The sequence below is a fragment of the Exiguobacterium sp. OS-77 genome, assembly GCF_000414195.2.
GTDB lineage: Bacteria > Bacillota > Bacilli > Exiguobacteriales > Exiguobacteriaceae > Exiguobacterium_A > Exiguobacterium_A indicum.
The window spans coordinates 2,652,418-2,666,253 of sequence record NZ_DF239008.1 but is presented as its reverse complement, the minus strand read 5'-3'; the positions used below and the strand labels follow the sequence as shown (position 1 = coordinate 2,666,253).

The 13,836-nt window shown below is 49.3% G+C and carries 13 protein-coding genes and 1 riboswitch; of the genes, 12 read left to right on the top strand and 1 reads right to left on the bottom strand.

Going from position 1 to position 13,836, the window contains the following annotated elements:
* The first annotated feature begins 49 nt into the window (after window positions 1-49).
* From EXG77_RS13680 to lysA, 12 genes are all read left to right on the top strand, one after another.
* Window positions 50-1,198, top strand: a complete 1,149-nt coding sequence (locus EXG77_RS13680; protein ID WP_035398938.1) for a DHHA1 domain-containing protein — start codon at window positions 50-52, stop codon at window positions 1,196-1,198.
* Window positions 1,195-1,623, top strand: a complete 429-nt coding sequence (locus tag EXG77_RS13675; protein ID WP_023467111.1) for a GNAT family N-acetyltransferase — start codon at window positions 1,195-1,197, stop codon at window positions 1,621-1,623. The genes EXG77_RS13680 and EXG77_RS13675 overlap by 4 nt, the downstream gene beginning before the upstream one ends.
* A gap of 118 nt (window positions 1,624-1,741) precedes the next feature.
* Window positions 1,742-2,947: an argininosuccinate synthase gene (locus EXG77_RS13670; protein WP_023467113.1), complete on the top strand. Its 1,206-nt coding sequence runs from the start codon at window positions 1,742-1,744 to the stop codon at window positions 2,945-2,947.
* Window positions 2,944-4,314, top strand: a complete 1,371-nt coding sequence (gene argH, locus EXG77_RS13665; protein WP_035398936.1) for an argininosuccinate lyase — start codon at window positions 2,944-2,946, stop codon at window positions 4,312-4,314. Before EXG77_RS13670 ends, argH begins: the two co-directional genes overlap by 4 nt.
* 70 nt (window positions 4,315-4,384) lie before the next feature.
* Window positions 4,385-4,562, top strand: a riboswitch (Lysine riboswitch).
* Between the two features lie 113 nt (window positions 4,563-4,675).
* Window positions 4,676-5,875: an aspartate kinase gene (locus EXG77_RS13660; RefSeq protein WP_023467116.1), complete on the top strand. Its 1,200-nt coding sequence runs from the start codon at window positions 4,676-4,678 to the stop codon at window positions 5,873-5,875.
* Window positions 5,876-5,888: 13 nt separating this feature from the next.
* A complete protein-coding gene (locus tag EXG77_RS13655; protein WP_023467117.1) occupies window positions 5,889-6,881 on the top strand; it encodes an aspartate-semialdehyde dehydrogenase in 993 nt (330 codons plus the stop codon).
* 17 nt (window positions 6,882-6,898) lie between these two features.
* Window positions 6,899-7,780, top strand: coding sequence for a 4-hydroxy-tetrahydrodipicolinate synthase (gene dapA, locus EXG77_RS13650; RefSeq protein WP_023467119.1), 882 nt, complete (start codon window positions 6,899-6,901; stop codon window positions 7,778-7,780).
* On the top strand, window positions 7,777-8,523 hold the full coding sequence (gene dapB / locus EXG77_RS13645; RefSeq protein WP_023467121.1) for a 4-hydroxy-tetrahydrodipicolinate reductase: 747 nt from the start codon (window positions 7,777-7,779) through the stop codon (window positions 8,521-8,523). Before dapA ends, dapB begins: the two co-directional genes overlap by 4 nt.
* Window positions 8,510-9,217, top strand: coding sequence for a 2,3,4,5-tetrahydropyridine-2,6-dicarboxylate N-acetyltransferase (dapD, locus tag EXG77_RS13640; RefSeq protein ID WP_029340774.1), 708 nt, complete (start codon window positions 8,510-8,512; stop codon window positions 9,215-9,217). The genes dapB and dapD overlap by 14 nt, the downstream gene beginning before the upstream one ends.
* A gap of 25 nt (window positions 9,218-9,242) precedes the next feature.
* Window positions 9,243-10,175, top strand: coding sequence for a branched-chain amino acid transaminase (locus EXG77_RS13635; RefSeq protein WP_035398934.1), 933 nt, complete (start codon window positions 9,243-9,245; stop codon window positions 10,173-10,175).
* On the top strand, window positions 10,172-11,230 hold the full coding sequence (gene alr / locus EXG77_RS13630; protein ID WP_035398933.1) for an alanine racemase: 1,059 nt from the start codon (window positions 10,172-10,174) through the stop codon (window positions 11,228-11,230). The genes EXG77_RS13635 and alr overlap by 4 nt, the downstream gene beginning before the upstream one ends.
* Before the next feature lie 13 nt (window positions 11,231-11,243).
* Window positions 11,244-12,560 (top strand): diaminopimelate decarboxylase, encoded by a 1,317-nt coding sequence (lysA, locus tag EXG77_RS13625; protein ID WP_035398931.1) that lies wholly within the window; start codon window positions 11,244-11,246, stop codon window positions 12,558-12,560.
* Between the two features lie 125 nt (window positions 12,561-12,685).
* Here the strand turns inward: lysA and EXG77_RS13620 are convergent, their stop codons facing one another.
* Window positions 12,686-13,681: a LysM peptidoglycan-binding domain-containing protein gene (locus EXG77_RS13620; RefSeq protein ID WP_035398929.1), complete on the bottom strand. Its 996-nt coding sequence runs from the start codon at window positions 13,679-13,681 to the stop codon at window positions 12,686-12,688.
* Between the last annotated feature and the right edge of the window lie 155 nt (window positions 13,682-13,836).

Here is a 13,836-nt window from a genome sequence, read left to right as displayed (position 1 = left end):
AAATATGGCATAATACAGAGTGAAACTGACAGAGAAAGGTGGTCGAGGCATGCGCCCCGAACAAATAGAATCCGATGTCCGAACCTTTCAGACATCCATTCGCGCAACAAAACAAGTAGACGGCTATTGGGTTGCTTTAGAGAAAAGTTACTTCTATCCGGAGAGCGGTGGACAGCCGGCGGACCGTGGAACATTGAACGACCAACCGGTCCTTGACGTCCAAATCGAAGACGGTGTCGTCTGGCACCAACTGGCGACGCCGCTCACAGGTGACGTCACCGGGATCGTAGATGACGCAGTCCGGATCGATCATGCGGCGCAGCATACGGCACAACATGTCATCTCTGCAATCCTACAAGATGAATCAAATATCAAGACACTTAGTTTTCGGACGGGAAGTGAGGTCTCGACGCTTGATATCGAGACACCTGAATGGACAACTCTACAACAAGAACAGCTGGATCGACGATTACGCCAGGTGATTGAACAAGGATTACCAATCACAGCGACCGAGTATGACGAGGCGGAAGCGCTACGCTTACCATTACGAAAAACACCACAAGTCGAAGGACGAATTCGCGTCGTTCAAATCGGTACACTCGATTATAGTGCCTGTGGTGGAACGCATCTCGATTCGACGGCACAGCTCGAGTCGATTCTCTTTACTGGAGTCGAACGAATTCGTGGAAATATTCGTCTTTCTTATGTCGCAAAGGAACGGGCATATCAACTCCTACAGGCAGAACGACGAGCTTTACGGGAAGCAGCGCAAGCTTTATCAGTCAAACCCGTTCAAATGCTAGAAGCCGTCCAAGCGTTACAAGAAGAGCAGAAACGCTTAACGAAACAGGTCGAACACGCCCAGGAACAACTTGCGACGTTCACACTCGCTCATGCTTTAGAACAACAAGAAGGCATTCTTGTGTTCGAACATCTGGATGAAGAAATCAAAATATCCGAGCAACTTGCTAAAGCGATTCAAGAAGCGGGACGCGTCGGCGTCGTCTGGAATGCGACGACGAACAAGTTACTGATGAGTAGTCCAGGTGAACCCCATCTCGGGAAGTTCGCTAAAGCACATGTCAAAATATTTAATGGGCGAGGCGGAGGAAATGCGGTTCAGGCACAGGCACAATTTACGAATCGGGATGATGCGATGGCATATGTCGATCGATTACGGGAGGAATATCAGTCATGACAGTCATTCAAGTACGTACAGCAGAACAACATCAAGCCGTCCGGATGATCCGGGAGCGTGTCTTCGTCGAGGAACAAGGCGTACCACGCCATCTTGAATATGATACACATGATGAAACAGCAATTCATCTGCTTGTCCTCGATGAGCAGAGTCGACCGGTCGCAACGGGGCGTACCCGTCCATATGACGACCAACGGATGAAGGTAGAGCGTGTCGCGACGCTAGCGACAGCGCGAGGAAAAGGATACGGTGGCGAGTTGATGCAGGCGATGGAACGAGTCGCACGTCGCGAAGGGAAGCAATTGCTAACACTCGGCGCACAAGTCCAAGCGATCCCGTTTTATCAAGGACTCGGTTATACGATCGTCTCCGATGAATTCGATGATGCGGGCATCCCACACCGGACGATGGAGAAAAAAATGTAAGTTATTTTGAAAGAAATCCTGCAAAAAGGGTTTCTTTTTTTTGTTTTCTATGTATATATATAATTCATAATGAATTTTTATACAGACAGATGAATTTAAAACTAGGAGGGAATTATACATGTCGAAACAAAAATTGATCTTAGCGTACTCTGGGGGACTTGATACATCGGTAGCCATCAAGTGGTTGAGCAAGGACTATGACGTCATTGCCTTATGCATGGATGTCGGAGAAGGAAAAGATTTATCCATCATTAAAGAAAAAGCACTCCTCGTCGGTGCGATCGAATCGATCGTCCTCGATGTTAAAGAAGAATTCGCACAAGACTTCGTTTTACCGGCACTTCAATATGGCGCGCATTACGAAAATGCCTATCCGTTGATTTCAGCGCTTTCGCGTCCGTTGATCGCAGAAAAGCTTGTCGAAGTCGCGCATCAGCACGGTGCGACGGCAGTCGCTCACGGATGTACCGGAAAAGGGAACGACCAAGTCCGGTTCGAAGTTTCAGTCGCAGCACTTGATCCATCACTCGAAGTCATCGCACCGGTCCGGGAATGGAAATGGTCACGGGAAGAAGAAATCGCCTATGCGAAAGAAAACAATGTGCCGATTCCGATCAACCTCGACAGCCCATACTCAATCGACATGAACCTTTGGGGACGGAGTAACGAATGTGGCGTCCTAGAAAACCCTTGGACAGAGCCACCGCAAGACGCTTATGCGTTGACAGTAGCGCCAGAAGACGCTCCGGATCAGGCAGAAGAAGTCATCATTGGCTTTGAAGCAGGTGTTCCGGTCTCGATCAACGGAACGACGTATCCACTGGCGAAACTGATCACGGAACTGAACATCATCGCTGGTGCACATGGGGTCGGACGGATTGACCACGTCGAGAACCGTCTCGTCGGTATCAAATCGCGGGAAGTCTATGAGTGCCCAGGCGCAACGGTGTTACTCAAAGCGCACGCTGCACTCGAGACGATTACATTGACGAAGGACGTCGCGCATTTCAAACCACTACTCAGCAAACAATACGCAGAAACGATCTATAACGGTCTCTTCCATGCACCATTGACGAAAGGCTTGAAAGCATTCTTGACAGCGACACAACAGGACGTCACAGGAGAAGTTCGCGTTAAACTGTTCAAAGGAAATGCAACTGTGACAGGTCGTCAGTCCGCTGTCTCGCTCTACGATGAGAAACTTGCGACGTACACGAAAGAAGACGCATTCGATCATGAAGCAGCAAAAGGCTTCATCAAATTACACGGACTTGCCGTTTCGACGCATGCGAGCGTACATCGTCAGGCGGGTGTCACGAAATGACCAAACTCTGGGGTGGACGTTTTACGGAAAGTGCTTCCGCTCAAGCGGAAGCCTTCGGAGCATCGATCACGTTCGATCAAAAATTAGCGAGCGTCGATTTAAAAGGCAGTCTCGCACACGCGCAGATGCTATTTGAACAAGGGATTCTTGCTCAAGACGAGTGGACACAAATCGAGCAAGGACTGAAGCAACTGGAAACGACGTTAGCAGACCATTCCTATACGTTAGCGGATGAGGACATTCATATGAACCTCGAGCGTTTATTGACAGAACAGATTGGTCCGGTTGCAGGAAAACTGCATACGGCACGGAGTCGAAATGACCAGGTCGCAACGGATTTACATCTATGGATGGAACAACATGTTGAGGCGTTGACGACAGCATTACGCGAGCTCCAGTTGGTCATCACGGAACAAGCGGAGCAACATATCGAGACGGTCATGCCAGGGTATACGCATTTGCAACGGGCACAACCGATCTCGCTTGCGCATCACTTGCTCGCTTATTTCTGGATGTTCGAACGTGATGTCGAACGGTTGACGGATAATCAAAAACGAATTCGGAAATCACCGCTCGGGGCAGGTGCGCTCGCGGGGACGACATTCCCGATCAATCGTTTCCGGTCTGCTGAGTTGCTCGGTTTTGAGTCGGTCTATCCAAACAGTCTTGATGCTGTCTCGGACCGTGATTTCGTCATCGAATACCTCGGGATCGCTTCGACCGTCATGATGCATCTCTCGCGCTTTTGTGAAGAAATCATCATCTGGGCGTCGCAAGAATTTAGCTTTATCGAGTTATCCGATGCCTTCTCAACAGGATCGAGCATGATGCCACAAAAGAAAAATCCTGATTTCGCTGAGTTGATTCGTGGAAAAACGGGGCGCGTCTACGGTAACCTGATGGGCTTCTTGACGACGATGAAGGCATTACCACTCGCTTACAATAAAGACATGCAAGAGGATAAGGAAGGGGTCTTCGATACAGTAGATACCGTTCTCCAATCCGTTCAAATCTTCACTGGAATGATTGAATCTGCGACGTTTAAGACCGAAGCGCTCAAGAAGGCGACAATGCAAGACTTCTCGAATGCAACGGAACTCGCCGACTACCTTGTGACGAAAGGCATACCATTCCGGGAAGCGCACGAAATCGTCGGCAAAGCCGTCCTTTACTGTGTGCAGAACGGTTGTTTCCTGAAGGATTTGAATCTCGAGACGTATCAAACCTTCCATCCGGATATCACGGAAGACGTCTATCCGCTCCTCGATCCGGTTCAAGCAGTGGCACGCCGGACAAGCTACGGCGGAACAGGGTTTGCTGCCGTGTCGGAGCAACTCGAACTCGCGAAACAGCATCTTGCGAATTGACGGATTTTGAAAAAAATCAGTCAAATGACTGGATTTAACAAAAGATGTCTGCTATAACTGTAACTAACAACCGACAGATAGAGGCGCGGATGACATGAGTAGTATCATTCTTGAAGGCAAGCATGCCGAATGATGTGAAAGGGGAAGTCCGCCGAAGTGAACGAGAAGATGCTTCTTCTCATTTGCTGGTACAACGGTTAAGATCCGTTGTACTGCCGAAACCGATGTTTCGGAGCGCTATCTTACGTAAAAGAACGAATGACTTTGTCTTCGTTTGTCCGATCGTGATAACGACGGGCCGTAGGAACGCTCCTACCGGCCCGTCGTTTTTTTTCTGTATCGGGACAAAGGAGATAGGATTGTGACAACTGTACTTAAATTTGGTGGAAGCTCGGTTGCGACTGTCGAACAGATTCAGTCTATTGCGAATTATTTGAAGAGTCGCGCAGCCGAAGGTGAAAAACTTGTCGTCGTCGTTTCAGCGATGGGCAAGATGACAGATTCTTTGATTGCTCAGGCGCAAGCCATCACAGATCGCCCCGAGCGCCGAGAACTCGATCGTCTGCTTGCCATCGGAGAAGAACAGACGATTTCATTACTCAGCATCGCCCTCAACTCACTCGGCGTCAAAGCGTTATCGCAAACAGGCGCTCAAGCGGGAATCAGTACGATGGGATTGCATACGAAAAGTAAGATCAAACAGATTGATGGAAATCTATTACGACAAAAACTCGAAACATACGATGTCGTCATCGTCGCTGGATTCCAAGGTGTCAACGAACTCGGTGATGTCACGACGCTCGGACGTGGTGGATCGGATACAACGGCTGTTGCCCTTGCGGCAGTCCTTGATAAACGGTGTGAAATCTACACGGATGTCGACGGTGTCTATACGGCTGATCCACGAATCCATGCTGCTGCTCAACCGATTCCGCACATCTCATATGATGAGATGATGGAGATGAGCGCCCTCGGGTCGAAGGTCATGGAAATGCGGAGTGTCGAACTAGGAAAAAAATACGGCGTACACATCTTCGTCGGGAAAACACTTGAATCGAAAAGGGGAACATGGATCATGGAAGCGACGGAAACAATGGAACAAAAAGCGGTGACGAGTGTCAGTGTGACGAAGAACGTCTTGACGGTATCAATCAAACACGTACCGCAAACGAATGCAGCAGTAGCCGATATCTTCGAACTGTTATCCAATCGCCACGTCAACATCGACATGATCAGTCAAACGACGTTCGACAGTGACATTTTCTTATCGTTCTCATGTCCACTCGATGAGGAAGAGTTCCTCGATGAAGCATTGAAAGACATCATGGATCGCTTCACGACAGTCAAGGTCGACCGCCACAATCAACACGCAAAATTATCTGTCGTCGGAATCGGGATGCGGGATGCAACAGGTGTCGCTTCGAAGTTGTTCGCAATCTTCCGAGCAGAGAACATCCCGTTCTATCAAGTCACGACATCAGAAATCAGCATCTCGTACACGATTGCACAAGCAGACATTGAACGGACGGTTGCAGCGATTGCAAACGCGTTCGAGTTATAAGGAGGAAAACAGGATGTATCATGTAGCCGTCATTGGAGCAACCGGCGCCGTCGGTCAAAAAATGTTACAAGTCCTAGCAGAACTGGACTTCCCGGTCAGCCGCCTGTCCGCTTACGCTTCTGCTCGTTCAGCAGGGAACACGGTACAGTTCAAGGGAGAAGATATTACGATCCAAGCGCTGACGCCAAATATCACAGAAGACGGGATCGATGTCGCGTTGTTCGCAGCAGGCGGAACGATCAGTGAGCAATATGCCCCGTTACTAGCTGAAAACGGAACACTCGTCGTTGATAATTCAAGTGCTTTCCGGATGCAGGAGACGATTCCGCTCGTCGTGCCAGAAGTCAATCCGCAAGCGATTCAAGCGACGGACCGCTTGATCGCAAATCCGAACTGTTCGACCATTCAATCCGTCGTCGCTTTAGCACCGCTCCAGTCACTGGGATTCGAACGGATCAACTATACGACGTATCAGGCCGTATCTGGTTCTGGTCAAAAAGGAATCGAGGATCTGGCACGTGGAGCACGCGGAGAAGAGCCCGTCAATTATCCGCATCCGATTCACGATAACATCTTGCCGCATATCGATGTATTCCTTGAGAACGGCTATACGAAAGAAGAGCAGAAGATGATTGATGAAACACGGAAAATCTTCAATCTTCCAGCATTACCTGTCAGTGCTACATGTGTCCGGGTTCCAGTCACGAATTCTCACTCGGTTGCAATCAACGTCACGTTTACACAACCGACGACGGTTGCAGCGATCCGTGAAGCACTTGAAAACGCACCGGGCGTCGTCCTCATCGATGATGTCGCGAATACGCGTTATCCGATGCCACTTGACGCGAGTGGGACGGACGATGTCTATGTCGGACGAATTCGACAAGATGATAGTCTCGCGAATACGTTCCATCTCTGGTGTGTAGCCGACAACATTCGAAAAGGTGCCGCCTCGAATGCCGTACAAGTCGCACGCCAAGCCATCGAACAGTCGATTCATTCATAAAAAAGGAGGAGTTCTTCATGTTCAAAGGAGCAGGTACAGCGCTCGTCACACCATTTAATGAAGCAGGCGAGTTGGATCTACACGTATTCGAACGCTTGATCGAGCAACAACTCGCAGCAGGAATTCAGGCGCTTGTCGTCGGAGGAACGACAGGAGAAGGATCGACACTGACGAACACGGAATTCGAACAACTACTGACGACTGCCGTTCAAATCACGGCAGGACGAGTACCAGTCATTGCCGGAACGGGTTCGAACAACACGGCAGCAACAATCGAGAAGACGTTACTCGCAGAGCGCCTCGGTGCGGACGCAGCGATGCTCGTCACACCGTACTACAATAAAACATCGCAAGCGGGTCTCGTCGCACATTTCACGGCGGTCGCTGATGCAACCGAATTACCAATCATGCTGTACAACGTTCCGTCGCGGACAGGAGTTGCGATCGCAGTCGAAACAGCAGTGACGTTAGCACGTCATCCACGAATCCAAGCCTTTAAGGAAGCGAGTGGAGATGTCAGCTTCATGGGTGAACTGATGGCGGCGATTCCGGAAGACTTCGCGGTCTTCTGTGGAAATGATGATCAAATCCTGCCGTACATGGCATGGGGCGCACAAGGCGTCATCTCAGTTCTTTCGAACCCGTACCCAGCAGAGACACAAGCACTTGCTGAGGCGTTACTAGCGCAAGATCTCGTCACGGCACGCCGGATTCAGGCAGACTTGTTACCGGTCATCGGTGCCTTGTTCAGTGATGTCAATCCGATTCCAGTTAAAGCATCGCTTGAAGAACTCGGCTTTGCTGTCGGTGCGCCACGCTTGCCGCTCGTCCGTCAATCGGAAGCGGGGCACGCCCACTTACTCGAAACGATGCGGGCTTACAAAGGGGTGGTTCGATGAAACTCGCGTTACACGGTTATGGGGCGACAGGACAATACGTCGTCGAACTCGCACCACAAAGTGTCGTAGCGATCGTTGACCGGACGAAGTCATCCGATACGATCGCTTCATATGCCGAGCTAACGGAGATGTCAGAAACGGTCGATGCGATCATCGACTTCTCGCATCCGAGTTTGCTACCGGATCTGCTCGCATATGGACTGGCGACAAAAACACCACTTGTCATCGCGACGACTGGTTTTTCGGAGGCGGAACTGGCATCGATCAAGGACGCCGCAAAAGAAATTCCAATTTTCCAGTCGTACAATATGTCGTACGGCATCGCGATGGTGCAGCAACTGCTGAAGACACTTGTGCCACTAGCAGGAGCGTATGACATCGAATTGCTCGAGAAACATCATAACCAAAAAGTCGATGCGCCAAGCGGAACGGCTGAGTTGTTATTGCAAACGATTCAGACGGCACGTGACGTCACACCGGTATATGACCGGTCACAGACGCGGCAAAAGCGAGAGACGAACGAGATCGGGATGCACGCGATGCGCGGTGGAACAATCTTCGGAGAACACGAAGTCTTATTCGCAGGTGTCGACGAATTGATTGAAATCAAACATACAGCGCTATCGAAAAAAGTATTTGCTTCTGGTGCGATCAAAGCAGCTGAGGCACTCATTCAAAAAACAGCGGGACTCTATACATTAGAGACGCTCTACACACAGGAGGATTCACATGTTACTCACTGATGCTTACGAAATTGCTAAATTCATTAAAGATGCTAAAAAACAAACACCGGTAAAACTTTACGTCAACGGCGATTTGGCGGGCTTGACGATCGAAGGCGCTACAGCGTTCGGATCAGATGAATCAAAGATTTTCTTCGCGGATGCAGGACTTGCGGCTACTTTCTTAGAAAAGTATTCAGATCGCATCACGGATGTTCACGTGGAGTATGACCGTCGCAACAGTGCAGTACCAATGCTTGATACACGTCACTTGAATGCGCGTATCGAGCCAGGTTCATGGATTCGTGATCATGTCGTCATCGGCGATAACGCAGTCGTCATGATGGGTGCGATCATCAATATCGGTGCATCAATCGGAGATGGTACAATGATTGATATGAACGCTGTCGTCGGTGCACGTGGGACGATCGGGAAGAACGTTCATGTCGGCGCAGGTGCCGTGGTCGCGGGTGTCCTCGAACCACCTTCAAAAACACCTGTCATCATTGAAGACGGTGTCTTGATCGGTGCAAATGCAGTCATCCTTGAAGGCGTCAAAGTCGGCAAAGATGCCGTCGTCGCTGCTGGTAGTGTCGTCACAGAAGACGTACCTGCTGGAAGCGTCGTTGCCGGAACACCTGCACGTGTCATCAAACAGAAAGATGCGAAAACAGAAGAGAAGACGCAATTGGTGGATGATTTACGTTCACTCTGATTGACGTCGAAGAGGAGGAAAACACATGGCAGTGGATACACAGTATGGAGAAGCAATTTGGTTAGATGGAGTCTTTCATGATCCGAAAGATGCGAACACAAGCGTCATGTCACATGCGATTCACTATGGTAGTGGATTCTTTGAAGGAATTCGTGCATACGCGACACCGGACGGACCGGCGATTTTCCAATTGAAGGAACATATCGAGCGTCTCTTCCGCAGTTGTGCGTATTACCACGTCACGATTCCGTATACTGTCGACGAACTTGTTCAAGCAACGATCGATTTAGTTGCGAAAAACGGATTTGAATCGTGTTATATCCGTCCATTCGTGTTCCTCGGTACGCCATGGCAAGCATTGATGGCGAAAGATACGACGGTTCATGTCGGCATCTCTTGCTGGGAGCTTGGGGAATACTTCGATAAAGGTGCTGGCATCCGTGCCAAAGTCGCATCATACCGCCGCGTCTCATCAACGATGATGCCGATGCAAGCGAAAGCGGCTGCGAACTATATGAACTCACAACTCTTAAAAGGTGAAGCGATCCGTGATGGATTTGATGAAGCCATCGCGCTCGACATGAACGGAAACGTCAGTGAAGCGAGTGTTGCGAATCTTTTCCTTCTTAAAAACGGAACGATTCATACACCGTCACTTGATTGTTCAGTACTCGACGGTATCACACGCCAAGTCATCATCCGTTTGGCACAAGATCAAGGCTATCCTGTCATCGAACGTCACATCGGACGCGATGAGTTATATGTCGCAGATGAGATCTTCTTAACAGGAACAGCTGCTGAAATCACGAGTGTCGGTGAAATCGATCATATCTCGATCAACGGCGGAACACGGAACGTCGCAGATGAGTTGCTCGATCTTTACCGTCAAGCCGTCACAGGTCAATTGCCGCAATATGCGGATTGGTTGACGTATGTGACACCCGCTGTCGCAGAATGACGACGCGTACACTCGTCACGATCGATCGGAAGGCGGTGCGACAGAACGTCGCATCGGTCTTCGCTCGGTCACGTAAACGTATTTTTGCCGTGGTCAAGAACAATGCGTATAACTTAGGTATGCTCGAGATGGTCGAGACGCTGATGGCATCTGATGTGCATCACTTTGCTGTCGCCGAGTTGTATGAAGCCATTGAAATCAAAACGAATTTTCCAGACAGTTATGTACTGGTGATGAATCCGACGGAGGATTTTGAAACAGCACGACGTTTCGGAATTGCACTCGGTGTCTCATCGCTAGAATGGCTCGCCCTAAACAGTAAACAGCTGCAAGGAATCGAGTTACATTTGAAGATCAACGTCGGGATGAATCGTTTTGGTGTCAGTTCGCTTCAAGAGGCGGAAGCTGTTCTTGCGCTTGCGCAAGCAGATTCGCTCGCTTTAACAGGTTTATATACACACTTTCCGCTTGCCGATGAGCCGGATGCGGATCACGATGGACAAGTCGAACGTTTCATCGCTATTGCCGATGTGTTACGAAAGCGCCATACGTTTACGTATATGCACTCGGAAAACAGTGCGACGATCGTCAAACACGATCCGCGTCTCGCATTTTGTAATTATGTCCGCCCTGGCATCTTCTTATTCGGCTATTCACCGATTGAAAAGATGGACTGGCTCGTTCCTTCGCTACGGATGACGACGGAGGTCGTTGAAATTCGCGAAATCGGACCGGGTGAACACGTTGGGTACGGGACGAACTTTACGAGTACAGAACCGATGCGGATTGCTATTTTACCCGTCGGCTATGGAGACGGTGTCGTCCGTGGGCGTGCCGCGTTGCCTGTTCATATTAAAGAAAAACCTTATCCGGTCATCAATAAATTATTCATGAGTCATACGTTCGTCGCTGTCGATGGGACGGTTGAGGTCGGAGATGAGGTCGTGCTATACGGGGATGGCGTTGAAATTGACGATATTACTCGGACAGGAGCAGCGAACAATTCAGAGCAGATGTGTGCCCGGTCGTGGCGTTTGACGCATCAGTATCTATAAGGAGGAACTTATTATGTATGGAAGTCAATACCTGACAGAAGAAAACAATACGTTGCACATCGATGGTGTCGCAGCGACCGATCTTGCAACACAGTACGGAACACCGTTGTATGTGATGGCAGAGCGGGAGCTGACGGATCGATTAGCGACCGTCCGGGAACACTTCCTTGATAAGTATCCGAACACGTATGCTTCCTTCGCTTCTAAAGCACTGACGGTCAGTGCCGTATATGAACAAGTCGTTCGTCATGGTCTTGGAATCGATGTCGTCACAGGCGGGGAACTCTTCATCGCCCGTCAATCCGGGGTTCCGGCAGAACGAATCTATTTCCATGGTTCGAATAAATCAACGGCTGATCTTCAGTATGCCGTTGAGGAAGGAGTCGGACGGATTGTCATCGATCACTTTGCAGAGATTGCACAACTGGAATCGATTGCGGCACAAGCCGGTCAAACGGTTCATGTCCTGATCCGGATCGTGCCACAAGTCATCGGGGGAGCGCATGCGAAAATTCAGACAGGTGGTGTCGATACGAAATTCGGTTTCTCGACGCATGCGTCAGATTACTTGGACGCAATCGAAGCGATTTTAGCATCGGAACATCTGTCGTTACTCGGCATCCATTGTCATGTCGGTTCGCAAATCCAAGATCCGTCACTGTTCGAACAGACGGCTCGGACGATGATGGGCTTCGTCGAAACGATTCGTGCGCATCATGGCTTTACAGTCAGCGAAGTTAATGTTGGTGGTGGCTTCGGTATTGCCTATACACAGGACGATCATCCGCTTGATTTTGAAGCGACGATTGCACGCGTCATGGATGTCATCGAGACGGAAACGGAGCGACTCGGCATCGAACGTCCGCGCATCGGGATCGAGCCAGGGCGCTGGGTCGTTGCGAATGCAGGAACGACACTGTATACGGTCGGGGCAATCAAAGAAATCGAAGGCGTCCGAACATATCTTTCGGTCGATGGCGGAATGACAGATAACATTCGCCCAGCACTTTACGGTGCGGTGTATGAAACGGTCATCGCTAACCGGATGAGTGGCGAAACGACCGAAGTGACGGTCGTTGGAGCAGCTTGTGAATCAGGGGATCTTGTCGCTGAAAAAGCACAGTTGGTTACACCGAACGGTGGCGATACACTTGCTGTCTTTGGGACAGGAGCGTATAACTTTTCGATGGCAAGCAACTACAACCAGTTCTTACGTCCGGCACTTGTCTTCGTCCGGGACGGGGAATCCCGTGAAGTCGTCCGTCGACAAACGTATGCGGATTTGATTCAGTGTGATCTTGGAATCAATGGGGTCCGATCAGAGTCGTAAGAGGTGCGGGGTCAAACTAGAGTACAAAAAAACCGACGCTATCGCGCCGGTTTCATGCATACGATCTAAAGCGATTCTTCTCTTGAATAGAGAGGGATCGTTTTTTTGTGTTGCGATCAGCATATTCATTTTGGAATTTTTAAGACTTGTCCAACGAGCAAGAGGTTCGGATTCGTAATGTTGTTTGCCTGCATCAATGCTGTGACGGTGACACCATATCGTGTCGCAATCGAGTAAAGTGTATCACCGGCTTTAACCGTATAAGTCGTTGTTGGAATTTTCAAGACTTGACCGACGTTCAACAGATTCCAGTTCGTGATGTTATTCGCACTCGCGAGGGCAGAGACCGAGACATTGTATTTACGGGCGATCGAATAGAGTGTATCGCCAGCTTTGACGGTATACGTCGTACCGGTTGGAGTTGGTGAGCGGAGGAGTTCTGAAATCGTGACGAACGAATAGCCTTTGGCTTTGAGTTTCGAAATCATCGTCGGCAAGGCGGTCGGTGTTCCTTTCGCACCAGCACCGGTATGCATCAGAATAATCGATCCGGGAACGACTTTTGGTAATACACGATCCAAGATGGCTGTTGAAGAGATGCCTTTCCAATCCGTCGTATCAATATTCCATTGAATCGTTTTCGTGTAACCTGCCGCCCCAACGGCACTCAACACGTTGCTATTACTTGCACCAAACGGCGCTCGGAAAATTGGTTTCGTCGTTTTTCCGGTCAAGGACCGGATGAGAGATTCTGTTCGGGATAATTCACTCGTCATCTGGCTTGCTGTTAAGGTCGTAAAATCCGGATGCGAATATGAGTGATTGCCGATTTGATGTGTCGGAGAAGCGGTTGTGATGTTTTTGATCGATTGGGGATGGTTGGTTGCACCACTGCCTGTCAAAAAGAAAGTCGCTTTCACTTGGTTACTTTTTAAGATACTTAAGATTTTGGCAATGTTCGTTCCATCTGAACCGTCATCAAACGTCAATGCGACGACTTTTTGCGTCGTCGTTCCTTTCGTAACGAACGTAGAGCTCGCTGCATTAACCTGTGAAGGAATCGAAAGTGGACTAAGGAGAAGTAATCCGATCATCATGATGGTAGGTTTCTTGATGTTCATCGTCTAGTACCTCCTTCATCAAAAACATGCTTTACAAGTACTCTTTATTAAGGTATTCCCTTTATTTTAAAAAAAGAACTAAGAAATTCCCGTTTTGCAAAGAAATAAAACTAAATTACAGAAAATTTGTTTAAACCGTAATCTTTTTGGGAAAC